The following is a 25,803-nucleotide window of genomic DNA, read 5'->3' as shown; positions in this document are numbered from 1 at the left end:
TTGTCGTAGTTAAGAAGATCAATCCCCGAAAAGCGTTCCGACAGGCAATCGCCCCTCGCCGTGAAAGAGAGGAAAAGACGTCGAAAACATACGAAAAGGATCGGAGATAGAGCGCTTCGAGGCGGAAGACAGCGAACGACCTGTCCTTGTGAGCGGCCTGAAAACCGCGCAGAATATTGCGAATATTTCTGTCGGAGTTAGTGATGGCTCTCTATAGCGCCGGCGTCGAATACGGCATCCACTGCCTGTTGTTCCTCGCCGACGAGAAAGGCGACAGCCGCGAGTCCAGCGTACGCACCCTCGCCGAGTTGCAGGGCGTGCCGCCGGAACTGCTGGCCAAGGTCTTCACCCGCCTGGCCAAGGCCGGCCTGGTGGCTGCCACCGAAGGCGTGCGCGGTGGCTTCCGCCTGGCACGGCCGGCCAACGAAATCAGCGTGCTCGACGTGGTCCGCGCCATCGACGGCGACAAATCGATCTTCGAATGCCGCGAGGTCCGCGAGCGCTGCGCGATCTTCGAAGGCAACCCGCCTTCCTGGGCGACCCGCAACACCTGCTCGATCCACGCGGTGATGCTCACCGCGCAGAAGCGCATGGAAGAAGCGCTGGCCCAGCAGACCATCCTCGACCTGGTACGCCGGGTGGGGCGTATCGCGCCACCGGAGTTCGGCGAAGAAGTGCTGCGCTGGATGGATGCCAGCCGGGAAGGACGCGGCGGCTCCCGCGACTAGCCCTTGGCGCATACGGAGCGGCGCCGCAAGCCCGTTTCGCGGAAAACACCATTGTCGACTGCGGTGCTAATCGCGCCGGCGTTTCTCCCTACCCTATCGCCAGAGGCCGCCGCAGAGCGGCCGCCGGCCCACTGCAATGGCCCGTGACCAACTTGCGTGATAGGTGAACGATGGAACCTGGCAGCTACCAACTGACCATGAGCGTGCTCATGACCCCCGACAAGGCGAACTTCTCCGGCAACGTCCACGGCGGCGCGCTGCTCAAGCTCCTCGACGAAGTGGCCTTTGCCTGCGCCAAGCGCTACGCCGGACGCTACGTGGTGACCCTGTCGGTGGATCAGGTGATCTTCCGCGAGCCGATCCATGTCGGCGAACTGGTGACCTTCCTCGCCTCGGTGAACTACACCGGGCGCACTTCGATGGAGGTCGGGGTGAAGGTGATGACCGAGAACATCCACGAGCGTACCGTGCGCCATACCAACAGTTGCTTCTTCACCATGGTGGCGATGGACGACCAGCGCCGGCCGGTGGCGGTGCGTCCGCTGGAACCGGAGACCGCGATCGAGAAACGCCGCTACGCCCAGGCCCTGGCCCGGCGCGAGCAGCGCAAGCTGATGGAACTGCGCTACCAGGAGATCCGCGAACAGGTGGATCACGCGATGCCGGCCTGAACGCCGCCCGGCCCGCGGGCCGGGTCCTCAGCCCTCGCCGACCAGGCTCTCGAACGCTTCTTCCAGCACGCTGGCGCTGCCGGGGCGGACCACCCGCGCCACCTCCCGGCCGTCGCGAAGAAAGACGAACGTCGGCCACAGCTTGACCTGGAACGAGCGCCCCAGGCGGCGCCCGGGACCGTCCTCGACCTTCAGGTGGCCGACCTCCGGATAGTCGCTGAATACTTCCGCCAGCAGCGGCTGGGCGGCCTGGCAATGGCCGCACCAGTCGGTACCGAACTCCACCAGCGTCGGACCGGCGAGCCGGTCCAGTTCGTCGCGCGCCGGTGCCTCGGCGCTGTATCGGGTCTTCATACGCTGCTTCTCCATGAGCTTGGCTGACAGGACGGCAGACTCCCGCGGCGGCGCCAGGTTCGACCCGCGCGACGATGGACTCAGCGTTTCCGCACGCGCGCCATGCAGCGCTGGTAGCGTTCGTCGACGCGCTTGGCGAACCAGGCGGTGGTCAGCTTGCGGGTGATCTTCGGGCTCTCCAGGGTGATCCCCGGCAGCACGGCGCGGGGCAATGTCTTGCCGGTGGCGCTTTCGGCCAGGGCGAAGACCTTGCGGTACAGCGCGCTGTCGGCGAACTCCGGGCTGTCGCCCTGCTCCAGCGCCCGGCGGATCGCCGCGTCGCTCATGTCCAGGCGCTTGCCGAGGCTGCGCACGGCCAGTTCGGTGGAGCCCGGCGTGCGCGTGCCGTAGCGGATCAGATCGCCATCCAGCGCCAGCGGAATCCCCGAGACGCGACTCACCGCGCTCTGGAACGCGGCGTTGCGACTGGCATACCAGCCGGCGTTGAAGTCGGCGAAGCGGTACAGCGGCGCCGGGTAGTCCGCCGGATAGCCAAGCAGGTGGGCGATGCCGAAATACATGCCGCCGCGCCGGCTGAACACCTCGCGGCGGATGCTGCCGTCCAGCGGATAGGGATAGCCGTCCGCGTGCTGCTCGGCGAAAGCGATGCTGACCTGCATCGGCCCGCCGGTGTGTACCGGGTTGAAGCCGCCGAACAGCTTGCCGCCCATGGGCACGATGGCGATGAAATCGTCGAATGTCTCGCTCAGTTCCTTCTCCGTGCGCGCCGCGGCCAGGCGCTGGCTGTAGGTGCGGCCATCGGGCGACTTGATATTCAGCGCCGAGCTGACCAGGAACGCCGGCACGTGCAGCTTGCCGGCACGACGCTCGACCTCGCGGGTGGCGATCCTGCCCAGGCCGGCCACCGGCGGGTCGACCTGGTAGGTGGACTCCTGCTCGGTCACCGCCAGCACCGCACAGAGATTCTCGTCGCTGGGGTAGATCTGCTGGGCGGAAAAGGCCGCGTAGATATCGCTGGCCCACCCTTGGCGATCGCGCACCGTGGCCGGCATCAGGCGGACGATCTTCGCCCGTACTTCGTCGGGGTTGGGCGGCGGCGGCTCCGCCGACCGCGAACTGCACCCGGCCAGCGCCAGGAGCATGAGCAACCCCGTTACGCCGCGACCCTGGCGTACTGCTTTCATCTGCGATTCCCTGTTCCGTTGCGAAGTGGGCGGCCGATGGCGACCGCCGAAGCCAGGGCATTCTAGCCGAGCATCCGGCGGCTTCCGTACCGTCCGTCACGCACGGTCGCGGTTCACAGCGCTGCGTCGGTGCGCTGCCGCTTGACCCGACGCCAGGTCGAGGGCGAGGCGCCGGCCAGCCGGAGAAAGATCCGCGAGAAATGCGGCTGGTCGGAAAAGCCGCAGGCGACGCCGATCTGCGAAAGCGGTTCGTCGCTGCCCAGCATCAGCTCCTTGGCCCGGTCGACGCGCATGCGCATCAGCCATTCGTGGGGCGAAACACCGGTGCTGCACTTGAAGGCCTTGGTGAAATAGCTGCGCGAGAGCCCGCACTCCTCGGCCAGGCGCGCCACCGACACGCCCTCGGCCAGATGCCCGGCGATCAGCTCCTTGGCCCTGCGCAATTGCCAGGGCGCCAGGCCCTTGCCGGTGCAGACCGGGACCTGGGTCGAAGCGAAGCGATCCTGAACGTGGGTCAACAGCGCCAGCATGACCTGCTCGATGAACAGTTCGTTGCGCTCGCCCGCCCTGGCGAAGCTGGGCAGCAGCGCCAGCGCCAGGTGATAGACCACCGGATCGTCGACACCGATGATCCGCTCCGGCTCGGCGGACGCGCGTTGCCCTTCTTCGTAGAGAAACTCCTTTATCGAAGCGCGCGGCAACATGAAGCGGACATTGTCGTAAGTTGTCCGGTGCTGGCACTTTATTTCATCGCCAAGATAGGCGATGGAGATACTTTTCCGTGGATGTCCGCCATCGAAAACCAGTTTGTTTCCATTCCAGAGACGATGGGAATTGAAATCGCGCAACTGCACGATGACGGAAAACGAATCGGCACAAGGAATATGGATCACCTTGTCCGGATCGGGAGTCGCCTCACTATTGCGAATCAAGGCGTACCCCTCTCCCCTTATGATGTTCCCTGGCGTGGATTGGTCGCCCTTTGTTCTGTCTATGGCAACAGTCATGACTCCCCCTGATTCCATGCGCCTGATGATCTCGTGACACTTTTCTCTCGACGCGAAAAACGACGCACGAAAGCTCCCCCAGAGATTAATCCGAGGGAGCCGTTCCGGGGAAATCTAACCGACGAAGATAACTACCAGATTACTGCGCTGTTACTCGATGATATAACGCTCAACCCTTTTCCTTTTCCGACGGGCCAGCGGCCTGGTCGAGGCGATGCCGACCCGGTAGTTGCCCCAGCACATGGCCGACCGAACCCGCCTTGTCGCAGGCCGAGGCGAACGCGCAACCGCCGAGCAATTGCTTGCCGACCGGGATGACCTGCTCGCCGAGCAGGATGCCGAGCAACCCCACCAGCGCCACCAGCGGCGGAGCCGGCGAACGCACCTGCAGCAGGCTGTAGACGATCCCCACCAACAGTCCGGCGCCCAGCGACAATACGTAGAGCTTCATCTTCGTTCTCCTTCGCGGCCGTGCCGCCCGGCGGACCGGAGCGGCACGGCCGGCATTCACTTGGCCGGATTCGGGCCGATGCGTTCGCCGTGGGTCACCCGCTCGGGCGCCTTGTGCACCATGGTGTAGGCGTAGTCCACGCCCATGCCGTAGGCCCCGGAATGCTCCTTGGCGATGGCCATCACGGCGTCGTAGGTATCCCGGCGGGCCCAGTCGCGCTGCCACTCCAGCAGGACCTGCTGCCAGGTCACCGGTACCACGCCGGCCTGGACCATGCGGTCCATGGCGTACTTGTGGGCGTCGCTGGAGGTGCCGCCCGAGGCATCGGCCACCATGTAGATCTCGTAGCCGCCCTCGAGCATGGCGCAGAGGGCGAAGGTGGTGTTGCAGACCTCGGTCCACAGCCCGGCGACCACGACCTTCTTGCGGCCCGCGGCGGCCAGCGAGTCGCGCACGTTCTGGTCGTCCCAGGAGTTCATCGAGGTGCGTTCGAGGATCTTCTGTTCGGGGAACACCGCCAGCAGCTCCGGATAGGTCGGGCCGGAGAAGCTGTCGGTTTCCACCGTGGTGATGGTGACCGGGATGTCGAATACCTTCGCCGCCTTGGCCAGGCCCACTACGTTGTTCTTCAGCGTCTGGCGATCGATGGACTGTACGCCGAATGCCATCTGTGGCTGCTGGTCGATGAAGATGATCTGGCTGTTCTGCGGAGTTAGAACTTCGAGATAGTGGCTCATGATTGTTTCCTGACAACGAACGATGAATTCCAGCTGTTGCGCACAACAGCACGCAGGCCAACAGATAATTTCCCGTGGCCGGCCAGACTATGAAGCATGAATATTGGAAAAAACAAACTTTTCGAGAAAATAAATCACTGAACTGCGGCCCTGGATAAAGTTGAACGGCGATATTCAAAATATTCGACACATCCATACAAAAAGCGCACACAGAGACAATAAAAGAAGGATTACCAGCTAGCAGAATCGACAGTCCGCCCTATAAGAAAAAGCCCCCATGAAGTTCAGGACATGTCTCGCGCCTTACTTGCTATCGACCACCAGCAAGTTGCGCTTGCAGGAGGATGCGTCATTCGGGAAAACCGCTCTTTCGTCCCGTACGTTTCCCGCCGCACCTATCCTGTCCGGTGGCCTCTCTCGCCGCCGCCCTCGCTGACCGATTCCGCCCCGCTGCCAGGAGCACGCCATGAGCCACGATCCGCCGAGCAAGGACCGCCGCCATTTCCTCACTACCAGTTCGGTGCTGGGCGCCGCCGGAGTCCTGTGGTCCGCCCTGCCCTTCGCCAACGCCGCCAGCCTTTCTCCCGCAAGCAACCCAGGAGGTTCCATGACCGCCGACCTGATCCTGCACAACGGCCGTTTCCACACCGTGGACCGCGACAACCCCACCGCCACCGCCGTGGCGATCAAGGACGGCAAGTTCCTTGCCGTCGGCAACGACGCCGAGGCGATGCTCCATCGCGGCAGCGCCACCCAGGTGATCGACCTGCAGAAGCGCACCGTGATCCCCGGTCTCAACGACTCGCACCTGCACCTGATCCGCGGTGGCCTCAACTACAACCTGGAGCTGCGCTGGGAAGGCGTGCCCTCCCTGGCCGACGCCTTGCGCATGCTCAAGAACCAGGCCGAACGCACGCCCAGCCCCCAGTGGGTGCGGGTGGTCGGCGGCTGGAACGAGTTCCAGTTCGCCGAGAAGCGCATGCCGACCCTGGAGGAATTGAACAAGGCCGCGCCGGACACCCCGGTGTTCGTCCTCCACCTGTACGATCGCGCCCTGCTCAACCGCGCCGCCCTGCGCGTGGTCGGCTACACCAAGGACACGCCCAACCCGCCCGGCGGCGAGATCGTCCGCGACAGCAGCGGCGAACCCACCGGCATGCTGATCGCCCGGCCCAACGCGATGATTCTCTACGCCACCCTGGCCAAGGGACCGAAGCTGCCGCTGGAATACCAGGTCAACTCCACCCGCCAGTTCATGCGCGAACTCAACCGCCTCGGCCTGACCAGCGCGATCGACGCCGGCGGCGGCTTCCAGAACTACCCGGACGACTACCAGGTGATTCGCGAACTGGCCGACCAGGGCCAGCTCACCGTACGCATCGCCTACAACCTGTTCACCCAGAAACCGAAGGAAGAACTCGCCGACTTCAAGAACTGGACCGGCAGCGTCAAGTACGGCCAGGGCAGCGATTTCTTCCGCCATAACGGCGCCGGCGAGATGCTGGTGTTCTCCGCCGCCGACTTCGAGGACTTCCTCGAACCGCGCCCGGACCTGCCGCAGACCATGGAGCAGGAGCTGGAGCCTGTGGTCCGCCACCTGGTGGAGCAGCGCTGGCCGTTCCGCCTGCACGCCACCTACGACGAATCGATCTCGCGGATGCTCGACGTGTTCGAGAAGGTCGACCGCGACATTCCGTTCAACGGCCTGCCCTGGTTCTTCGACCACGCCGAGACCATCACCCCGCGCAACATCGAGCGGGTGCGGGCACTCGGCGGCGGCATCGCGATCCAGGACCGCATGGCCTTCCAGGGCGAGTACTTCGTCGACCGCTACGGTGCCAAGGCCGCCGAGGCCACGCCGCCGATCCAGCGCATGCTCGCCGAGGGCGTGCCGGTGGGTGCCGGCACCGACGCCACCCGGGTCTCCAGCTACAACCCCTGGACCTCGCTGTACTGGCTGGTCAGCGGCCGCACCGTCGGCGGCATGGCCCTGTATCCGCAGGGCCTGCCGCGGGAAACCGCATTGCAGCTGTTCACCCACGGCAGCGCCTGGTTCTCCAGCGAGCAGGGCAAGAAAGGACAGATCAAGGTTGGCCAGCTCGCCGACCTGGCGGCGCTGTCGGCGGACTTCTTCGGCGTCGAGGAAGAGGCCATCAAGTGGATCGAGTCGGTGCTCACGGTGGTCGACGGCAAGGTCGTCTATGCCGCCGCCGAGTTCGACAAGCTCGGTCCGCCGGCGCCGCCGGTGCTGCCGGACTGGTCGCCGGTGGCCAAGGTACCCGGCCACTGGCGGCAAGGCGCGCCGCTGACCGCCCAGGTCCACCAGTGCGTCGGTGCCTGCGCGGTACACGCCCACGAGCACAACCGCGCGCGCCACTCCAACGTACCGGTGAGCGACTTCCAGGGTTTCTGGGGCGCATTCGGCTGTTCCTGCTTCGCTTTCTGACGTACCCGGGCGGGCCCTTCGCGGCCCGCCTCGCCCGGAGTTTTCCCGATGATCCGCGTTCGACCGGTCGGCCGCCTGGCCCTTTTCCTGGCGCTGGGCGGCACCTCGCCGTGCCACGCCGCGACAGAGGAAGCCAAGGCACCCGACTACCTGGAGTGGCGCCTGCTCAACCGCAACTACTTCCTCTACAACGACTATCGCCGCGCGGACGCCGGGCGCGGCTACCGCAAGGAATGGGCACACGGCCTGATCGCCGACCTGGAGTCGGCCTATACTCCCGGCCGCGTCGGTTTCGGCCTCGATCTCCACGGCTTCGCCGGCTTCAAGCTCGACGGCGGACGTGACCATGCCGGCACCGGCCTGTTGCCGCTGGACTCATCCGGCGATAACGCCAGCGAGTATTCCGACGCCGGCGCCGCACTCAAGCTGCGGCTCGGCGAGAGCCTGCTCAAGGTCGGCGAGATGACCGTCGAGACCCCGGTCTTCGATACCAGCGACAAGCGCCTGCAACCCCAGTACGCCAGGGGCTTCTTCCTGCAGAGCGACGACCTCGACCGCGTGCGGATCCAGGCCGGGCGCTTCACCGCCTTCAAGGAACAGGCCTCCAGCTCCGGCCATGGCGACTTCGACGGCTACGGCGCGAGCACCGCCGGCAGCGCCATCGGCTTCGCCGGCGCCAGCCTAGCGGCCAGCGACAACCTGAGCGGCTCGCTGTTCGCGGCGCAACTGGACAACGTCTGGCGCCAGGTCTATCTCAACATGAACCTGCAACGTGCCGCGTTCAGCCTGGATGGCAACCTCTATCGCACGCGCGACCAGGGCCGCAGCCGGGCCGGCGCGATCGACACCCTGGCCTACAGCCTGCAACTGAAGTACCGCGTCGGCGCGCAGGGTTTCTCCCTGGCCTACCAGCGTGTCCATGGGGATACGCCGTTCGACTTCGTCGGAGGTGACTCCATCTACCTCGCCAACTCGATCAAGTACGCCGATTTCAACGGTCCCGGCGAACGCTCCTGGCAGGCCCGCTACGACCTCGACCTGGCCCCGTTCGGCCTGCCGGGGCTGAGCTTCATGGCGCGTTACGTCAGCGGCCGCGCCATCGACGGCAGCCATGCGCCGGCCGGCGGCGCCTACAACCCGCTGGGCGCCGATGGCCGCTACCGGCCCTTGCAGGGCAGCGGCGGCAAGCACTGGGAGCGCGACCTCGACCTGCGCTACGTGTTCGCCTCGGGCCCGCTCAAGGATCTCTCGCTGAACGTCTCGCACCTCAGCCACCGGGCCAACGCGGCCCAGGCCGGCGACGACATCGACCGCCTCTACCTGATCGTCGAATACCCACTCAAAGGCTCGCTCTGACCATGACCGCACCCGCCGCCTCACCCTGGAGTCCCCTGCGCCAAGCCACCTTCCGCTGGCTATGGCTGGCCAGCATCGCCTCGAACATCGGCACCTGGATGCACGAGGTGGGCGCCGGCTGGCTGATGACCTCGCTCTCCGCCAGCCCGCTGAACGTGGCCCTGGTGCAGGTCGCCGGATCGCTGCCGATGTTCTTCCTGGCCCTGCCGGCCGGCGCCCTCGCCGATATCGTCGACAAGCGCCGCTACCTGCTCGGCGTGCAATTGTGGATGGCCTTGGTGGCCACCCTGCTGGCCAGCCTCACCCTGCTCCAGTTGACCAGCGTCTGGCTGCTGCTCGGCCTGACCCTGTGCATGGGCATCGGCACCGCGCTGATGATGCCGGCCTGGAGCGCCACCACTCCGGAACTGGTGGGCAAGGACGAACTGCCGGCGGCGGTGGCGCTGTCCAGTGTCGGGGTCAACCTGGCGCGGGCGGTCGGACCGGCCATCGCCGGGGTGCTGGTGAGCCTGGTCGGCCCCTGGCTGACCTTCGCCCTCAACGCCCTCTCCTTCTTCGCGGTGATCGCCGTGCTGCTGGCCTGGAAACGCGAGGCCGTGCCCTCGGTGCTGCCGGCGGAACGCCTGTTCGGCGCCCTGCGCGCCGGCTGGCGCTACAGCCGCAGCTCGAGGCCACTGCAATCGGTGCTGGTGCGCGCGGTGGCGTTCTTCCTCGGCGCCAGCGCCGGCATGTCGCTGCTGCCGCTGATCGTGCGCGGCGAACTGCATGGCAACGCCATGGACTTCGGCCTGCTGCTGGGCAGCGTCGGCGTCGGCGCGGTGCTCGGCGCCGCGTTCCTGCCGCGCCTGCGCGAACGCCTCGGCAGCGACCGCCTGGTGCTGCTCTCCAGCGTGCTCTACGCACTGGTGCTGGTGGCCCTGGCGCTGCTGCGCAACCTCTATTTGCTGGTGCCGGTGATGCTGCTCAGCGGCGCGGCATGGATCGCCGTGCTCTCCAGCCTGCAGGTCGCCGCGCAGACCTCCGTGCCGGCCTGGGTCCGCGCCCGCGCGCTGGCGGTCTACATCCTGGTGTTCTTCGGCAGCATGGCCGCCGGCGGCGCCCTGTGGGGTCTGGTCGCCAGCCACCTGTCGATCACCTTCGCCCTGCTCTGCGCCAGCGCCGCGCTGCTGCTCGGCCTGTTCGCGTCGCTGCGCTGCCGGCTGCCGGTCACCGAGGCCGAGGACCTCGCGCCGTCGCTGCACTGGCCGGCACCACTGGTCGACGAAGAGGTGGACCAGGAACGCGGCCCGGTGATGGTCACCCTCGAGTACGACATCGACCCGCAGGACGCCGCGGCATTCCAGGCGGCGATGGTCGAGGTGCGCGCCATGCGTCGGCGCAACGGCGCGGTGTCCTGGGGGCTGGTCCAGGACAGCGGCAACCGTCGCCTGTGGCTGGAGTTCTTCATCGACGAATCCTGGCTGGAACACCTGCGCCACCACCAGCGGGTGACCCGCGGCGAGTTGCGGGTCGAGGCCGCCGCCCGGCGCTTCCAGAGCGCCGGCGTGGAGGTGCGCATCCGCCATTACCTGCACGGCGCGGCCAGGCCTTGAGCCTCCCGGGCGACGGTCGTCGCCTGCCCCTGGCGGATCCGCCCACGGCTGTTATCCTGCTCGCCGATGGCGCCACAAGGACGGTGGCCGGTAGCGATGCCGCGCACCCGCGGCGCCGCGAACGCAACCCACAGGGAAGTCCACCCATGTCCTACGACTACGAGAAAACCAGCCTCACCCTCTACCGGGCGGTATTCAAGGCCAACTACGACGGCGACGTCGGTCGCTACCTGCATCCCGACAAGGAACTCGCCGAGGCTGCGGAAGTCGCCCCGCTGCTGCATCCGACCTTCGACAGCCCCAACACCCCTGGCGTCCCCGCCCGCGCGTCGGACATCGTCGCCGGCCGCGACGGCCTCTACGCCCCGGACACCGGCGGCACCTCGGTGTTCGACCGCGCCGGCGTGCTGCGCCGCGCCGACGGCGACTTCGTGATACCCGACGGCACCGACATCCCGCCGGACCTTAAGGTGAAGCAGGACAGCTACAACAAGCGCCTGCAAGCCACCCACTACACCATCATGCCGGCCAAGCCGATGTACCGGGAGGTCCTCATGGGCCAACTGGACAACTTCGTGCGCAACGCCATCCGCCGCCAATGGGAAAAAGCCCGCGGGCTCTAGGAGTGAACCATGAACCTGAAACCCCAGACCCTGATGGTGGCGATCCAGTGCGTCGCCGCGCGCACCCGCGAACTCGACGCGCAGTTGCAGAACGACGACCCGCAGAACGCCGCTGAACTCGAACAGTTGCTGGTCGGCTACGACCTCGCCGCCGACGACCTGAAGAACGCCTACGAGCAAGCCCTGGACCAATACAGCGGCCTGCCGCCCTATGACCGGCTGATCGAAGAGCCGGCATCCTGACGGCCCGTGGGCAGGCCATCGTTGGCCTGCCCGCTCCAGCGCGCGCAGAGAAACGACAGATGGTCTTCGGCTGGCACGGCGACACCATCACCCGCGACACCGCAGTGTGCCGCGACTAGCGCAACGCCCAGGACGTATGGCGCTTCCTCGTCGGGCTGTGCGGCGCCGACTTCCGCTTCGATCGTGCCTTCATGGCCTGGATTGGCGACGGCGCGGCAAAATCCCTGAGTGAGGTGGCGGACGAACGGCGACGGCGCCACGCCGACACCAGCCCCTCCGCCTGAGCGAGCGCTCAGGCGCGGAAATGGCTCGGCGGCTGGCCGCTCCAGCGCTGGAAGGCATGGCGCAGGCTGGCGGTCTCGCTGAAGCCGAGTTCCTCGGCGATCCGGTAGATCGGCATGTCGCCGCTCTGCAACAACTCCTTGGCGCGGGCGAAGCGCAACTCGTCGAGCAATTGCTGGTAGCTGGTGCGCTGCTGCTGAAGGTGCCGGCGCAGGCTGCGCGACGAACAGTTCAGGCGCCTGGCCAGTTCCTCCAGGCCGGGCGGGTCCTGCAAGCGCTCGGCGAGGATCGCCCGGACCTTGTCCAGCCAGGCACGACGCGCGGCCAGGTCGATGTTCTGCCGCCGGCACTGTTCCAGCATCTCCCGGTGGGTCACCGGGTCGGCCAGCGGCAACGGGCGCTCCAGCCATTCGGCGGCGAAGCCGATGGCGCTGCGCTCGCGTTCGAAGTGCAACTCGCAGGCGAAACCCTCGGCGTAGGCCCGCGCCATCGCCTCGTCGCCGGCATAGTCGAAGGCCGCTTCCAGCAAGGGCAGCGGCTGGCCGAGCAGGTCGGCGCAGGTGACCTTCAGCGAGCCCAGGCAAAGCTCGGTGTTGAATGGCCGCAGCGCCTCGTCCTCGCCGTAGCCGGTGGCCACCAGCCAGGCGCGGCCGTCGGCGACTTCCAGCGACAGGTGGAAGTAAGTGCCGAGCAAGACCGGATAGCTGAGGCCGATGCGCAGCGCCTCGCCGAGGGTCGGCGCGGAGAGCAGCGCGTAGCCGAGCAGGCCGTAGGCGGAAATCCGCGTGCGCAGCCCCAGGCGCAGGCCGAGGGCAGGCTCGTCGCTGAGCCGGCAGGCGTTGGCGAACACCTGCTGCTCCTGCCAGGGGCTGATCAGGCGCCGCAGGTCGAGCAGGTCGGCGGGGGTGATGCCACTGCCTTCGAGCAGTTGCTCGCGGGCGAACCCTTCCTTCTCCAGCAGCGAGAGAGTGAGGGTCGACATGTGCAGCGAGTTGAGCCAGGTGGCGCGGGAGAAGGTCGAGTCGATCATGGCGTGCCCATCGTTACCGGTGGCCGCGCCGCGCTGTTACCGCGCGGACGGGATACACAGGGTAGGCAAGTTGCGTGCCGCCGCGCCTGTCGCCGGTCCCGCAGGCAGTTGGCTCAACCGCGCGAGAGGAAGCGCATGCCCTCCTCCAGGCCGCTCAGGGTCAACGGATACATCTGTTCCTTGACCAGTTCGCGGACCAGGCCGGTGGACGCCGTGTAGTTCCAGGTGTCCTTCGGATAGGGGTTGATCCAGATGAGCTTCTTGTACTTCTCCATGAAGCGCTGCATCCAGACGTAACCGGCTTCCTCGTTCCAGTGCTCGACGCTGCCGCCGGCCTGGGTGATTTCGTAGGGCGCCATCGCCGCGTCGCCGACGAACACCACCTTGTAGTCCGGACCGTACTTGTGCAGCAGGTCGAAGGTGGCGGTGCGTTCGCTGCTGCGGCGCAGGTTGTTCTTCCACACCGACTCGTAGATGAAGTTGTGGAAGTAGAAATACTCCAGGTGCTTGAACTCGGTCTTGCAGGCCGAGAACAGCTCCTCGCAGACCTTGACGTGGGCGTCCATCGAGCCGCCGATGTCCAGCAGCAGCAACAGCTTCACCGTGTTGCGCCGCTCCGGGCGCATCTGGATGTTGAGCAGCCCGGCGTCCTTCGCGGTGTGGTCGATGGTGCCGTCGATGTCCAGCTCCTCCGCCGCGCCCTCGCGGGCGAACTTGCGCAGGCGCCGCAGGGCGATCTTGATGTTGCGCGTACCCAGTTCGACCTGGTCGTCGAGGTTCTTGTATTCGCGCTGGTCCCAGACCTTGGCCGCCTTGCCCTGGCGCTTGCCGGCGTCGCCGACGCGGATGCCCTCCGGGTTGAAACCGCCGGAGCCGAACGGACTGGTACCGCCGGTACCGATCCACTTGTTACCGCCGGCATGGCGCTCCTTCTGTTCCTCGAGGCGTTTCTTGAACTCCTCGATCAGCTTGTCCAGGCCGCCGAGGGACTGGATCTGCGCCTTTTCCTCGTCGGTCAGCAGGCGCTCGAACTCCTTGCGCAGCCATTCCTCGGGGATCAGCGCCTTGAGGTGGTCGTCGAGCTTCTCCAGGCCCTTGAAGTAGGCGCCGAAGGCCCGGTCGAACTTGTCGAAGTGGCGCTCGTCCTTGACCATGATGGTGCGCGCCAGGTAGTAGAACTCGTCCATGTCGGCGAACACCACGCGGTGCTTCAGGGCATCGATCAGGTCGAGCAGCTCGCGCACCGACACCGGCACCTTGGCTGCGCGCATTTCGTTGAACAGGTTGAGCAGCATGGCTGCGACCTCGTCTGTTGTCCGTTGATCCCGGCGCGCGAGCGCCGGTCAGTATTGGTGTTCCTGCGGCAGGTCGTCGGCGATGACATACCAGTCGGCTTTCGAACCCACGTAGATGTGCCGCTGCGCTACCGATGGCAGCGGCGAGTCGAGGGTGCCGAGGGCGATAGAGGTGTACGTCGGGTCCTCGTTGCCGCCAAGCCACTGCAGGTTCGATCCGCAGTGGCGGCAGAAGGTACGGGTGACGCCTGGCGACGAGTGGTATTCGGCCACCGCGTCCGCTCCGGCGACATAGCGGAACGCCTCGCGGCGCACCTTGCCGTAGGTGGCGAACGCCGCGCCGTGGGCCTTGCGGCACTGGCTGCAATGACAATGACTGGCCGACTCGATGGGCGCGTCGATTTCATAGCTTACCGCGCCGCACAGGCAACTTCCGCTGAGCATGGGATGTTCCTCCGCTGTCTGGCGTGCCGCCCCGCAGCCCTTTCCCCGGAAAGGGCCGACGCACTCAGCGGCTGGCGCGGCGGCTCATGAACGCCAGGCGCTCGAGAAGCTGCACGTCCTGCTCGTTCTTCACCAGGGCGCCGGCCAGCGGCGGGATCGCCTTGGTCGGGTCGCGTTCGCGCAGCACCGCTTCGCCGATCTCGTCGGCCATCAGCAGCTTCAGCCAGTCGACCAGCTCGGAAGTCGAAGGTTTCTTTTTCAGGCCGGGCACCTTGCGCACGTCGAAGAAGATGTCCAGCGCCTCGCTGACCAGCGACTGCTTGATGTTCGGGTAGTGCACGTCGACGATCTTCTGCAACGTCTCGCGGTCGGGGAAGGCGATGTAATGGAAGAAGCAGCGGCGCAGGAAGGCGTCGGGCAGTTCCTTCTCGTTGTTCGAGGTGATGATGATGATCGGGCGCTGCTTCGCCTTGATGGTTTCGTTGGTCTCGTAGACGTAGAACTCCATCTTGTCGAGTTCCTGCAGCAGGTCGTTGGGGAACTCGATGTCGGCCTTGTCGATCTCGTCGATCAGCAGGATCACCCTCTCCTGGGCCTCGAAGGCCTCCCAGAGCTTGCCCTTCTTGATGTAGTTGCGCACGTCGTGAACCTTGTCCACGCCCAGCTGCGAATCGCGCAGGCGGCTTACCGCATCGTACTCGTAGAGGCCCTGGTGGGCCTTGGTGGTGGACTTGATGTGCCAGGTGATCAGCTTGGCGCCGAAGGACTCGGCCAACTGCTCGGCGAGCATGGTCTTGCCGGTGCCCGGTTCGCCCTTCACCAGCAGCGGCCGCTGCAGGGTGATGGCGGCGTTGACCGCGAGCTTGAGGTCGTCGGTGGCGACGTAGGACTGGGTGCCTTCGAACTTCATCAGGAAATCCTCGAACGGTAACGCCCTGGCTGGAAAACCGGGCAGTTCAGTATTGTTTGAAAACCCGACTATAACGCGGGGACAAGCGCACTGTGAACGCAGACGGGTCATTCAGTCACTGAATGCCCGGCCACCTCGCGACCCGCCGTTCCGCCCGCGTCTTCAGCCGTCGTCGTCGCGCGTCGCCGGGGAACGCTCGAAACGAGCGTTGAACGCCTCGACGAACGCGTTGCGGAGAATCCCGAGGAACGCCTGGAACGCGCTGACGTCCCGCTGGTGGATATTACCGCTCAGGTTCACACGGGTTGCGAACTGGTCTTTGCGCTGGTTCTTCAGCACCGTCTCGCCACCGCCGACCAGCGCCTCCCACACCGAGCGGAACAGGTTCTTGTCGCCATCCTCCACGTCCTGCCGCCAGTTGAACACGTCCACGTCGCGCAGCAGCGGCTTGATGTAGCCATCCAACTGGCCGCGCTTAGCCTGGGCCTCCAGCACCAGGTCGCCGGTGCCGGCATTGAAGTCGAACTTGCCATAGGCGCTGGCGAAGTCGTTGAGCCGCTTCAGCTCGACGCGGGTGACCCGCAGGCGCAGGTCGAAGTCCTCGAAGTCGCTCAGCGGGTCGAAATGCGCCGCCACTTCCAGCGGCGCCTGGCCGAGTATCCGCGCCGTGCCCTCGAGACGCGCCGGCCGCTCGCCCCGGGCGTCGGCCACGTTGGTCAGGTTATAGATGCTGGCGTTGAGCGCCGAGGCGTGCAGGTTCACCGGCGGCTTCGAAGTGAAGTTGCGGAAACGCAGGGTGCCGTCCACCACCCGCACCTCGTTGAGGGTGATCGGCAGCAGCTTGTCCAGTTGCTCGCGCCAGTCGGTGCCGGCACCGGTCTGCGAGGCGTCGCGGTCGCCGCCAGCATCGACGAAGTTGAGCTGCGGACGCTCGAAGACCACCCGCGCCACTACTGCGTGATCATCCCAGAGCGCCTGCCAGCTCACCGACAGGTCGATGCTCGGCGCGTCGAGGAACGGCACCGGCACCTTGCCGTTGTCCTTGACGATGCTCAGCCCGTCGATCCGATACGCGCCGCGCCAGAGCGCCAGGTCGACGTCGGCGATGTGCCCACGGTAGTCGCCCATGTCGGCCAGCTTGCCGTTCAGGTAGTCGCGCACCAGGTACGGCAGCGCCAGGTGCAGCGCCAGCAACAACAGAAGCAGCGCCGCCAGGCTGCCCAGGGGAATGGCATAGCGTTTCTTCATCGGTACGGCCCTCCTGGACAGTGGACACGCGCGGCGCGCCGCTGGTTCGAACGCGTCTGGACGCGCGGGCGGGGGCGGAATAGGCTGATTGATCTTTCTCCATGCGACAAGGACACCATCATGAGCCGCATCTTCGCAGACAACGCGCAGTCCATCGGCAACACGCCGCTGGTCCAGATCAACCGCATCGCCCCGCGCGGCGTCACCATCCTGGCCAAGATCGAAGGGCGCAACCCCGGCTATTCGGTGAAGTGCCGGATCGGCGCGAACATGATCTGGGATGCCGAAGCCAGCGGCAGACTGAAGTCCGGCATGACCCTGGTCGAGCCGACCTCCGGCAACACCGGCATCGGCCTCGCCTTCGTCGCCGCCGCACGCGGCTACAAACTGATCCTGACCATGCCGGCGTCGATGAGCCTGGAGCGACGCAAGGTGCTCAAGGCGCTGGGCGCGGAGCTGGTCCTGACCGAACCGGCGAAGGGCATGAAGGGTGCGATCCAGAAGGCCGAGGAACTGGTCGCGGGGGATCCCGGGAAGTACTTCATGCCGCAGCAGTTCGACAACCCGGCCAACCCGGCGATCCATGAGAAGACCACCGGCCCGGAGATCTGGAACGATACCGAGGGCGCGGTGGACGTGCTGGTCTCCGGGGTCGGCACCGGCGGCACCCTCACCGGCGTCTCGCGCTACATCAAGAACACCCGGGGCAAGCCGATCCTCGCCGTGGCGGTGGAGCCGGTGACCTCGCCGGTGATCAGCCAGACCCTCGCCGGCGAGGAGGTCAAGCCCGCCCCGCACAAGATCCAGGGCATCGGCGCCGGCTTCGTGCCGAAGAACCTCGACCTGTCGCTGGTCGACCGGGTCGAGAAGATCGGCGACGACGAAGCGAAGAACATGGCGCTGCGCCTGATGCAGGAAGAAGGCATCCTCTGCGGCATCTCCTCCGGCGCGGCGATGGCCGCCGCGGTGCGCCTGGCCGAGGAGCCGAACATGCAGGGCAAGACCATCGTGGTGATCCTCCCCGATTCCGGCGAGCGCTATCTTTCGAGCATGCTCTTCGACGGCCTATTCAGCGAACAGGAACTGACCCAGTAACCACCGACCCGCGGCGCCGCAGCGAACCGGCGCCGCCTTGCGCCAGGCGTATCGAATCATGCTGGAAACCTCGCTCTTCGTAGCCACCCTCGCCACCCTGGGCATGCTCTCGCCCGGCCCGGACTTCTTCCTGATCATCCGCAACGCGGCGCGCTACCAGCGCTCGGCGGCGATGATGACCTCGCTGGGGGTGATCCTCGGCGTGGCCACCCACATGGCCTACTGCGTCGCCGGCCTGGCGGTGCTGATCACCACCACGCCGTGGCTGTTCAACGCGCTGAAGTACACCGGCGCGGTCTACCTGATCTGGATCGGCATCCAGGCCCTGCGCTCGCGCGGCGGCGGCACGCTCGACCTGGCGGTCGGCGGCGTGCAGCGCGTCGGCCACTGGAGCGCGTTCCTCCAGGGCTACCTGTGCAACCTGCTCAACCCCAAGGCCACGCTGTTCTTCCTCGCCGTGTTCACCCAGGTGCTGAGCCTGGACTCCAGCTTCGCCGAGAAGCTCTGGTACGCCGGCATCATCGTCGGCCTCGCCGCACTCTGGTGGCCGCTGCTGGTGGTGCTGATCCAGAGCGCGGTGGTGCGCCGCGGCCTGGCCAGGGCCCAGGGGGTGGTGGACAAGCTGCTCGGCGGCCTGCTGATCGCCCTCGGGGTCAAGGTCGCCCTGAGTTGAGGCAGGCGGGCGGAGCGACGCCCCGCTGCGGTGCCGGCGCCTGTCTGCGGGCCCGCAGGTAAAAGCCGCCCCTTTCCTCGCTTCCGGCAACGCGGGATAAAACCCGGGTGCCGGCCAGCGTTGCCGGCGCCCCCTGAGCGCCGGCGGCGAACCAGTCCGTCGCCGACGCTGTCGTCAGCCGACAGGACACCTACAACAATGAAGACCCGCATCGCTTCCCTCACCCTCCTCGCCCTCGCTTGCGGCAGCGGCGCAACCCTCGCCGCGGACAACCTGAAGATCTACAACTGGTCCGAATACATCGCTCCCGAAACCGTGGCGAACTTCGCCAAGGAAACCGGCATCCAGGCCACCTACGACGTCTACGACAGCAACGAGACCCTCGACGGCAAGCTGATGACCGGCCAATCCGGCTACGACGTGGTATTCCCGTCGAACCACTTCATGGCCAAGCAGATCCAGGCCGGCGCCCTGAAGAAGCTGGACAAGTCCCAGCTGCCCAACTGGAAGAACCTCAACCCGGTGCTGCTCAAGGCCCTGGAGGTCAACGATCCGGGCAACCAGTACGGCTTCCCCTACCTCTGGGGCACCACCGGCATCGGCTACAACCCGGCGAAGATCAAGGCGGTGCTCGGCGACGACGCGCCGCTGGACTCCTGGGATATATTCTTCAAGCCCGAATACATGCAGAAACTGAGCAAGTGCGGGGTGGCGGTGCTGGACAACGGCCCCGAGCTGCTGCCCATCACCCTCAACTACCTCGGCCTGCCACACCACAGCCAGAAGGCCGACGACTACAAGCAGGCCCAGGCGGCGCTGCTGAAGGTGCGCCCGTACATCCGCTACTTCCACTCCTCGAAGTACGTCAGCGACCTGGCCAACGGCGAGATCTGCATGGTGGTCGGTTTCTCCGGCGACATCCTGCAGGCCGCGACCCGCGCCAAGGAGGCCAACAACGGCGTGGAAGTGCGCTACTCGACGCCGAAGGAAGGCTCGCCGCTGTGGTTCGACATGGTCTCGATGCCGGTCGACGCGCCCGACGAGAAGGCCGGCTACGCCTTCATGAACTACCTGCTGCGTCCCGAGGTGATGGCCGCGATCAGCAACCATGTGCACTACGCCAACGGCAACCTGGCCGCCGACCCGCTGGTGGACGCCGAGATCAAGGCCGACCCGGCGATCTACCCGCCGCAGGAGAAGATGGCCAAGCTGTTCGCCCTCGAGTCCATGCCGCAGAAGATCGACCGCGTGCGCACGCGCACCTGGAACACGGTGAAGACCGGCAAGTGAAGCCCGGCGCCGGCCCGGTTTGTCGCCGGGCTGGCGTTTTAGCGCAAGGCTCGCCCACAGGCTCGTCAAATCCCGGACGGCCCGCTATAGTCCCTCTCGTTGTCTTCATCGACCGGATAGCCTCCATGAACCAGCGCTCGCACAGCTCGCTCCCCGCCCTTCCGGTAGCCACCGGCGAGGTCGGCGCGCTCCAGCCGTGCGCCAGCCTGAGCTGCGTTTCCCCTCCTGTAGTCGCCTCGCCTCCGCCTCCCCCTCCCGGTTCGGCCGCCTGCCCGCCGCCGGGCGTCAGTCCCTGACGAGCGCGGTAGCGCCCCAACTCTCTTCCACAGCCCGCCGCAAGCAGCGCCATCCGCTGCCGAGGCGTGCCGTCCGCCGCCGGCCCGAGCCCGCGGCATGCCCGACTACAAGGTGGCAGATCCATGTTTGCACTGAACAAATCCGCGCTGGCCGGCCTGGCCAGCACCAGCCTCTTCGTCCTGCTCTGGAGCAGCGGGGCCATCGCCTCGAAATGGGGCCTGGCGCACTCCTCGCCGTTCGCCTTCCTGGTGTTCCGCTTCGGCATCGCCCTGGCCTGCCTGCTGCCGCTCGCCCCGCTGCTCAGGCTGCGCGCGCCGCGCAGCGCGCGTGAGCGCGGCAAGGCCCTGCTCACCGGCCTGGTGATGCTGGGGATCTATCCGATCTTCTATATCTTCTCGCTGAAGCTGCAGGTCACTCCCGGCATGATGGCGACCATCCTCGGCGTGCAACCGATCCTCACCGCCGTCATCCTCGAACGCCGGCAGTCGCCGGCGCGCCTGTTCGGCCTGCTGCTGGGCCTGGGCGGCCTGGTGCTGGTGGTCTACCAGGGCATCGGCCTGGCCGGGATGTCCACGGCCGGCATCCTCTGCGCACTGCTGGCGCTGGCCGGCGTCACCGGCGGCTCGATCATGCAGAAGGGCATCCGCGAGAACCCGCTGGGCACCCTGCCCCTGCAGTACCTCGCCGGCCTCGGCCTGTGCCTGGCGTTCGTGCCCTTCCAGCCGTTCGAGTTCGAATGGAACGCCGGCTTCCTGGTCCCCGCGCTATGGATGGGCGTCGTGGTCTCGGTGGGCGCGACCCTGCTGCTCTACCGGCTGATCGCCCAGGGCAACCTGGTCAACGTCACCAGCCTGTTCTACCTGGTGCCGGCGGTGACCGCGATCATGGACTTCATGGTCTTCGGCAACCGCCTCGGCTGGCTCAGCCTGCTGGGCATGGGGCTGATCGTGGTGGGGCTGATGTTCGTCTTCCGCAAGGCCGGCTGAGCGAACCGAGCGGGTCGCGGCCCGCCCTTGGCAGAGCGCGCGCGGATTCAGTTCTGCGCGAGCTTGCCAGCCATCGCCGCGAACCCCGGCCCCGGCACCGCCGTCACATCGCGCGACCCCACCGGCTCGCCGCACTCCGGGCAGACCATGGTCGGCCGGAACTTGTGGCCACAGGCCTTGTGCACATACTCCACCGGAGCGCCGCGGCCCTCGTCGAGCCAGCGGTCGCCCCAATTGGCCAGGGCCAGCAGCACCGGATGCAGGTCGTGGCCCATCTCGGTGAGGCGGTATTCGTAGCGCGGCGGTCGCTCCTGGTAAGGCACCTTCTTCAGCGCGCCCGCCTCCACCAGCCGGCTCAGGCGGTCGGCCAGTACCTGGCGGGTGACCCCGAGGCTGGCCTGGAACTCATCGAAGCGGCGCATGCCGAGAAAGCAGTTGCGCAGGATCAGCAGCGTCCAGCGATCGCCGAGGATCGCCAGGCTGCGCGCCATCGAACAGGGCGTTTCGCCGACTTCTTGCCATTTCATGGGGTTCTCCCGGAAAAACCTCCGTCCATTCTAGGGGGCCGCTTCGGAGCTTGACCAGTTCCAAATTGGAACTTAGTATCCGGCCGAAAAGATCATGGACCCGGCGCGCTCCTGCCAGGATCGGACAAACCAACACTACGGACGGGTCCCATATCAGCGCCCGCGTAGTAAGTTCCGATTCGGAACTGTAGAAGCGTCGAGCATGAGAGGGAAAGGCCGATACGACGGGGTTCCGTGTGCCGCCCGCGCGTCGTCCTTGCAGCACAGCGTCAGGCAGTCCCGAAAGAACGAAGCCCGCACGGCTGGGGTGCGCCCCAGGTTGCGCCGGCAACGACAACAACGAGGAACACACCGTGACTACGCCGTCCCCGCAATGGAAGAAGACCGCCTGTATCCTCTGCAGCCTCAACTGCGGGCTGGAAGTGCAGACCGAGAATGGCCGCATCAGCAAGATCCGCGGCGATGACGACCACCCCGCCTCGCAGGGCTACGTCTGCGAGAAATCGCAGCGCATGGACTACTACCAGAACGGCGCCGACCGCCTGGACACGCCGATGCGCCGGCGCCCCGATGGCAGCTACGAAGCCATCGACTGGGACACGGCGATCCGCGAGGTGGCGGAGAAATTCCTCGCCATCAAGCGCAGGCATGGCGGTGAAAGCATCCTCTACTACGGCGGCGGCGCGCAGGGCAACCACCTCGGCGGCGCCTACGGCGACAGCACGCTGAAGGCCCTCGGGGTGAAGTACCGCTCCAACGCCCTGGCCCAGGAAAAGACCGGCGAGTTCTGGGTCCAGGGCAAGATGTTCGGTACCGGCGTGCACGGCGACTTCGAGCATTGCGAGGTGGCCATCCTGATCGGCAAGAATCCCTGGCAATCCCATGGTTTCGCCCGCGCCCGCGTGCTGCTCAACGCCATGGCCAAGGACCCCGCACGCTCGATCATCGTGATCGATCCGCGCCTGAGCGAAACCGCCGCCCTGGCCGACTTCCACCTGCAGATCCGTCCGGGCACCGACGCCTGGTGCCTGGCGGCGCTGGTCGGGATCATCGTCCAGGACGGGCTGCTGGCGCGCGACTGGCTGGCCGAGCACACCAGCGGCTACGAGCACATCGTCGACGAACTGAACGCTATCCCGGTGGCCTACTGCGCCGAGACCTGCGGGGTGGCGGAAGACAAGCTGCGCGCCGCCGCCCGGCGGATCGCCAGCGCCAGCAGCGTATCGGCGCTGGAAGACCTGGGCATGCAGATGAACCTGCACTCGACCCTCGGCAGCTACCTGCAACGCCTGGTCTGGTTGCTCACCGGCCATTACGGGCGCCCCGGCACCAGCAACGCCTTCGTGCCCTTCCTCTCGCTGTCCAAGGCCAGCAAAGGCGATACCTCGATGGGCAAGAAGGGCGCGCCACGCGTCGAGAAGCGCAGCCCGGTGGCCAATGCCAAGATCATCATCGGCCTGATTCCCTGCAACGTGATTCCAGAGGAAATCCTCACCGACCATCCCAAGCGCTACCGCGCCATGCTGGTGGAGACCGGCAACCCGCTGCATTCGCTGGCCGATAGCCAGCGCATGCGCGAAGCCATGCGCGCCCTGGAGCTGTCGGTGGTGATCGACGTGGCCATGACCGAGACCGCGCGCCATGCCGACTATGTGTTGCCGGCGGCGAGCCAGTTCGAAAAAGCCGAGGCGACCTTCTTCAACCTGGAATTCCCGCGCAACGCCTTCCATCTGCGCGCGCCGCTGTTCCCGGCGCGCCCCGGCACCCTGCCGGAAGCGGAGATCCACGCCCGCCTGCTGGAAGCCATGGGGGTGCTCGGCGAGAAAGACTACCGGCCGTTGCGCCTGGCCCTGAAGCTCGGGCGCAAGGCGTTCTCGGCGGCTTTCCTCGCCGCCGCGGCGACCCGCCCCAAGGTCATGAAATACGCGCCGGTCCTGCTCTACCGTACCCTCGGCCCGACCCTGCCCGCCGGCATGGAAGCGGCCGCGGCGATCTGGGGCATCTGCCAACTGCACGTGCTGAACAACCGCAAGACCGCTGCCCGCGCCGGCTTCGACGGGTTGCCGCCGCTGGCCGCCGACCGCCTGTTCCAGGCCATGCTCGACAACCCGTCCGGGGTGGTCTTCGCCGAAACCACCTACGCCGAAAGCTGGCAGGCCGTCGCCCGTCCCGAACAGCGGATCAACCTGCACATCCCCGAACTGTTGCCGGAACTGGCCAAGCTCGCCCACAGCGCGCCACCCCACGATCCGGCCTACCCGTTCATCCTCGCCGCCGGCGAGCGGCGCAGCGACACCAGCAATACCGCCGTGCGCGACACCGGCTGGCACCGCCGCGGGCGCTACGGCACCCTGCGCATCAGCCCGCAGGACGCCGAGGCGCTGGGCTGCGCCGACGGCGAGGTGCTGCGCGTGGTGACCCGCCGCGGCGACGTCGAGGCGGAAGTGGAGATCAGCGACATGATGCAGCCGGGCAATATCTCCCTGCCCAACGGCCAGGGCCTGGACTACCGCAACGCCGAGGGCGAGGTGGTGCGCCGGGGCGTGGCGCCCAACGAGGTGACCGACTGCACCCAGCGCGACTTCCTCGCCGGCACGCCCTGGCACAAGTACGTGCCGGCGCGCCTGGAACGGCTGGCGACGCCCGCCGCTACGAACGCCTGAGCCAGGGAGGACGATCATGACCTTCGTCGTGCTGGAAGAATGCATCCGCTGCAAACACACCGACTGCGTGGAAGTCTGTCCCGTGGACTGCTTCTACGAAGGCCCCAACTTCCTCGTCATCCACCCCGATGAATGCATCGACTGCGCGCTCTGCGAGCCGGAATGCCCGGTCGCCGCGATTCGCGCCGAGGACGAGGTGCCGCTCGGGCAACGGCAGTTCATCGCCCTCAACGGCGAACTCGCCGCGCATCCCAACTGGACGCAGATCACCCGCAAGAAGCCGGCGCCCGACGACCACGACGCCTGGTTCGGCCTGCCGGGCAAGCTGGCCGAACTCGACCGCAACGGCGCCTGAGGCGCTGACGGTGCTCAGGCTTCGGCGCGCGAACGCATGAGCCGCCGGTAACGGCGGGTCTGCAGGAGCGCGCCGGCCTGCTGCGCGAGCAACGCGCACAGCGGCGACACCCGTGGGTTGGTCGCCCTGCCCCGGCTCAGCTTGCGCAGCTGGAACTTCACCGCGGCCATGTTCGCCAGCGAGGCCAGGGGTTTGTTCCTCCAGGTTATCGGCCGCAACTGCGGCGCCGAATCCTTGCCGGCGCGCCAGTCGCGCGGCAGGTTCGGCTCGATCGCCAGCGCCGTGCCGATGCCGACCATGTCCACCCCGCTGGCCAGCACCTGCTCGGCCACCGGCCGCCGGCGGATGCCGCCCGTGACCATTACCGGCATCCGCGCCGCCGCGCGGATGTCGCGGGCGAACTCGACGAAGTAGGCCTCGCGGGCCAGGGTCCGCCCGTCGCGTGCTTCGCCCTGCATGGCCGGCGCCTCGTAGCTGCCGCCCGACAGCTCGACCAGGTCGACGCCCAGGCCATCGAGCATCCGTACCACCTCGCGGGCATCGTCGGCGCTGAAGCCGCCGCGCTGGAAATCGGCGGAATTCAGCTTCACCGCCACCGCGAAGCCAGGGGCAACCTCGGCGCGCACCGCCCGGACGATCTCCAGCAGCAGGCGCGCGCGATTCTCCAGGGAGCCGCCCCAGGCGTCGCTGCGGCGGTTGCTCAGCGGCGAGAGGAACTGGCTGAGCAGGTAACCGTGGGCGGCATGGATCTCCACCCCGCTGAAGCCGGCCCGCTCGGCCAGGCCGGCGCTGCGGGCGAACCGCTGGATCACCTCGGCGATCATCGCCTCGTCCATCGCCTTCGGCGTAGCGAAGTGCCTGGACATCCCGCCCAGTTCCAGCGGCACCGCCGAGGGTGCCCAGGCCTGCTGGCCGAGATTGGCCTGCATCTGCCGGCCGGGATGGTTGATCTGCAACCAGAACTGCGCGCCGGCGGAACGCCCGATGCGCGCCCAGCGGCGGAATTTCTCCAGTTGCGCGTCGTTTTCCAGGACCACCCCGCCGGGGCCGGTCATGGCACGGCTGTCGACCATCACGTTACCGCTGATCAGCAGCCCGGCGCCGCCGTCGGCCCAGGCCTGGTAGAGGCGCATCAGGCGTTCGGAGGGGGCCTGCGCGGCATCGGCCATGTTCTCCTCCATGGCGGCCTTGGCGAGGCGATTGGGAATGGTCGAGCCGTTGGGAAGCGTCAGCGTGTCGAACAGGTTCATGGGCCTACCTCATGAGGACAGTGGCCCGACGATAAGATTGAAGTCGACTTCAAGGTCAACGCTTTT

Annotated in this window: 26 protein-coding genes and 1 pseudogene; 15 read left to right on the top strand and 12 right to left on the bottom strand. The window is 66.8% G+C overall.

The window, feature by feature from the left end:
• Positions 1-203 precede the first annotated feature (203 nt).
• A complete protein-coding gene (locus JHD77_RS03715) occupies positions 204-728 on the top strand; it encodes an RrF2 family transcriptional regulator (RefSeq protein ID WP_003090553.1) in 525 nt (174 codons plus the stop codon).
• A gap of 170 nt (positions 729-898) precedes the next feature.
• Positions 899-1,399 carry an acyl-CoA thioesterase gene (locus JHD77_RS03710; protein WP_003090555.1) on the top strand — a complete coding sequence of 167 codons (501 nt, stop codon included), beginning with the start codon at positions 899-901 and terminating at the stop codon, positions 1,397-1,399.
• A 27-nt stretch (positions 1,400-1,426) separates the two neighbouring features.
• Here JHD77_RS03710 and JHD77_RS03705 read toward each other — a convergent pair whose 3' ends face one another.
• The 3 genes from JHD77_RS03705 to JHD77_RS03695 all read right to left on the bottom strand — a co-directional run bounded on the left by JHD77_RS03705 (position 1,427) and on the right by JHD77_RS03695 (position 3,830).
• On the bottom strand, positions 1,427-1,753 hold the full coding sequence (locus tag JHD77_RS03705; protein ID WP_003101499.1) for a thioredoxin family protein: 327 nt from the start codon (positions 1,751-1,753) through the stop codon (positions 1,427-1,429).
• Positions 1,754-1,833: 80 nt separating this feature from the next.
• The gene (locus JHD77_RS03700; RefSeq protein WP_003122578.1) at positions 1,834-2,937 is read right to left on the bottom strand and encodes a DUF1615 domain-containing protein; all 1,104 of its coding nucleotides are present in this window, start codon (positions 2,935-2,937) and stop codon (positions 1,834-1,836) included.
• Between the two features lie 113 nt (positions 2,938-3,050).
• Positions 3,051-3,830, bottom strand: coding sequence for an AraC family transcriptional regulator (locus JHD77_RS03695; RefSeq protein WP_223290709.1), 780 nt, complete (start codon positions 3,828-3,830; stop codon positions 3,051-3,053).
• Between JHD77_RS03695 and JHD77_RS32830 the strand changes: the two genes are divergently transcribed.
• Complete coding sequence (locus tag JHD77_RS32830; RefSeq protein WP_223723618.1) at positions 3,723-3,956, top strand: hypothetical protein; 234 nt, start codon at positions 3,723-3,725, stop codon at positions 3,954-3,956. The genes JHD77_RS03695 and JHD77_RS32830 overlap by 108 nt on opposite strands.
• Positions 3,957-4,113: 157 nt before the next feature.
• On the opposite strand, the gene JHD77_RS03690 is transcribed toward JHD77_RS32830, so the two are convergent.
• The gene (locus JHD77_RS03690; RefSeq protein ID WP_003101509.1) at positions 4,114-4,395 is read right to left on the bottom strand and encodes a XapX domain-containing protein; all 282 of its coding nucleotides are present in this window, start codon (positions 4,393-4,395) and stop codon (positions 4,114-4,116) included.
• Between the two features lie 56 nt (positions 4,396-4,451).
• A complete protein-coding gene (locus tag JHD77_RS03685) occupies positions 4,452-5,132 on the bottom strand; it encodes a hydrolase (protein ID WP_003090561.1) in 681 nt (226 codons plus the stop codon).
• Between the two features lie 607 nt (positions 5,133-5,739).
• Here JHD77_RS03685 and JHD77_RS03680 point away from each other — a divergent pair.
• The 6 genes and pseudogenes from JHD77_RS03680 to JHD77_RS32290 all read left to right on the top strand — a co-directional run.
• Positions 5,740-7,578, top strand: coding sequence for an amidohydrolase (locus tag JHD77_RS03680; RefSeq protein WP_003101513.1), 1,839 nt, complete (start codon positions 5,740-5,742; stop codon positions 7,576-7,578).
• Between the two features lie 48 nt (positions 7,579-7,626).
• A complete protein-coding gene (locus JHD77_RS03675) occupies positions 7,627-8,934 on the top strand; it encodes an OprD family porin (RefSeq protein WP_003101514.1) in 1,308 nt (435 codons plus the stop codon).
• A gap of 2 nt (positions 8,935-8,936) precedes the next feature.
• On the top strand, positions 8,937-10,526 hold the full coding sequence (locus JHD77_RS03670) for an MFS transporter (RefSeq protein WP_003101515.1): 1,590 nt from the start codon (positions 8,937-8,939) through the stop codon (positions 10,524-10,526).
• 146 nt (positions 10,527-10,672) lie between these two features.
• A complete protein-coding gene (gene tse2, locus JHD77_RS03665; protein ID WP_031756346.1) occupies positions 10,673-11,149 on the top strand; it encodes a type VI secretion system effector Tse2 in 477 nt (158 codons plus the stop codon).
• A 9-nt stretch (positions 11,150-11,158) separates the two neighbouring features.
• Positions 11,159-11,392, top strand: coding sequence for a type IV secretion system immunity protein Tsi2 (gene tsi2, locus JHD77_RS03660; protein WP_003101517.1), 234 nt, complete (start codon positions 11,159-11,161; stop codon positions 11,390-11,392).
• Positions 11,393-11,523: 131 nt separating this feature from the next.
• Positions 11,524-11,676, top strand: a pseudogene (locus tag JHD77_RS32290) (DUF6434 domain-containing protein); the annotation flags it as partial.
• A gap of 8 nt (positions 11,677-11,684) precedes the next feature.
• Here JHD77_RS32290 and JHD77_RS03655 read toward each other — a convergent pair.
• The 5 genes from JHD77_RS03655 to JHD77_RS03635 form a co-directional block, all read right to left on the bottom strand.
• On the bottom strand, positions 11,685-12,704 hold the full coding sequence (locus JHD77_RS03655; protein ID WP_003101519.1) for an AraC family transcriptional regulator: 1,020 nt from the start codon (positions 12,702-12,704) through the stop codon (positions 11,685-11,687).
• A 113-nt stretch (positions 12,705-12,817) separates the two neighbouring features.
• The gene (locus JHD77_RS03650) at positions 12,818-13,999 is read right to left on the bottom strand and encodes a vWA domain-containing protein (RefSeq protein WP_003101527.1); all 1,182 of its coding nucleotides are present in this window, start codon (positions 13,997-13,999) and stop codon (positions 12,818-12,820) included.
• 48 nt (positions 14,000-14,047) lie between these two features.
• On the bottom strand, positions 14,048-14,443 hold the full coding sequence (locus tag JHD77_RS03645; protein ID WP_003101529.1) for a GFA family protein: 396 nt from the start codon (positions 14,441-14,443) through the stop codon (positions 14,048-14,050).
• A 64-nt stretch (positions 14,444-14,507) separates the two neighbouring features.
• Positions 14,508-15,353, bottom strand: coding sequence for an AAA family ATPase (locus tag JHD77_RS03640; protein ID WP_003101531.1), 846 nt, complete (start codon positions 15,351-15,353; stop codon positions 14,508-14,510).
• Between the two features lie 162 nt (positions 15,354-15,515).
• On the bottom strand, positions 15,516-16,601 hold the full coding sequence (locus tag JHD77_RS03635) for a DUF748 domain-containing protein (RefSeq protein WP_003101533.1): 1,086 nt from the start codon (positions 16,599-16,601) through the stop codon (positions 15,516-15,518).
• Positions 16,602-16,721: 120 nt separating this feature from the next.
• Between JHD77_RS03635 and cysK the strand changes: the two genes are divergently transcribed.
• The 4 genes from cysK (at position 16,722) to JHD77_RS03615 (ending at position 20,942) form a co-directional block, all read left to right on the top strand.
• Positions 16,722-17,696 carry a cysteine synthase A gene (gene cysK, locus JHD77_RS03630; RefSeq protein ID WP_003090573.1) on the top strand — a complete coding sequence of 325 codons (975 nt, stop codon included), beginning with the start codon at positions 16,722-16,724 and terminating at the stop codon, positions 17,694-17,696.
• Between the two features lie 58 nt (positions 17,697-17,754).
• Positions 17,755-18,369 (top strand): LysE family translocator, encoded by a 615-nt coding sequence (locus JHD77_RS03625; protein ID WP_003090574.1) that lies wholly within the window; start codon positions 17,755-17,757, stop codon positions 18,367-18,369.
• A gap of 198 nt (positions 18,370-18,567) precedes the next feature.
• A complete protein-coding gene (locus JHD77_RS03620) occupies positions 18,568-19,659 on the top strand; it encodes a polyamine ABC transporter substrate-binding protein (protein ID WP_003090575.1) in 1,092 nt (363 codons plus the stop codon).
• Between the two features lie 419 nt (positions 19,660-20,078).
• Positions 20,079-20,942 carry a DMT family transporter gene (locus JHD77_RS03615; protein ID WP_003101537.1) on the top strand — a complete coding sequence of 288 codons (864 nt, stop codon included), beginning with the start codon at positions 20,079-20,081 and terminating at the stop codon, positions 20,940-20,942.
• A 47-nt stretch (positions 20,943-20,989) separates the two neighbouring features.
• On the opposite strand, the gene JHD77_RS03610 is transcribed toward JHD77_RS03615, so the two are convergent.
• Complete coding sequence (locus JHD77_RS03610; RefSeq protein ID WP_003090577.1) at positions 20,990-21,469, bottom strand: winged helix-turn-helix transcriptional regulator; 480 nt, start codon at positions 21,467-21,469, stop codon at positions 20,990-20,992.
• 353 nt (positions 21,470-21,822) lie between these two features.
• Here JHD77_RS03610 and JHD77_RS03605 point away from each other — a divergent pair, with 353 nt between their 5' ends.
• Together JHD77_RS03605 and fdxA are read left to right on the top strand one after the other, a co-directional pair.
• The gene (locus tag JHD77_RS03605) at positions 21,823-24,132 is read left to right on the top strand and encodes a molybdopterin oxidoreductase family protein (RefSeq protein WP_003090579.1); all 2,310 of its coding nucleotides are present in this window, start codon (positions 21,823-21,825) and stop codon (positions 24,130-24,132) included.
• A gap of 16 nt (positions 24,133-24,148) precedes the next feature.
• Positions 24,149-24,487 carry a ferredoxin FdxA gene (gene fdxA / locus JHD77_RS03600; RefSeq protein WP_003090580.1) on the top strand — a complete coding sequence of 113 codons (339 nt, stop codon included), beginning with the start codon at positions 24,149-24,151 and terminating at the stop codon, positions 24,485-24,487.
• A gap of 14 nt (positions 24,488-24,501) precedes the next feature.
• On the opposite strand, the gene JHD77_RS03595 is transcribed toward fdxA, so the two are convergent.
• Positions 24,502-25,737: an NADH:flavin oxidoreductase/NADH oxidase family protein gene (locus JHD77_RS03595; RefSeq protein WP_003101540.1), complete on the bottom strand. Its 1,236-nt coding sequence runs from the start codon at positions 25,735-25,737 to the stop codon at positions 24,502-24,504.
• Positions 25,738-25,803 lie beyond the last annotated feature (66 nt).

This window comes from Pseudomonas sp. P20, assembly GCF_016463925.1.
Classification (GTDB): domain Bacteria; phylum Pseudomonadota; class Gammaproteobacteria; order Pseudomonadales; family Pseudomonadaceae; genus Pseudomonas; species Pseudomonas aeruginosa.
This window is presented reverse-complemented; position numbering and strand designations above follow the sequence as displayed.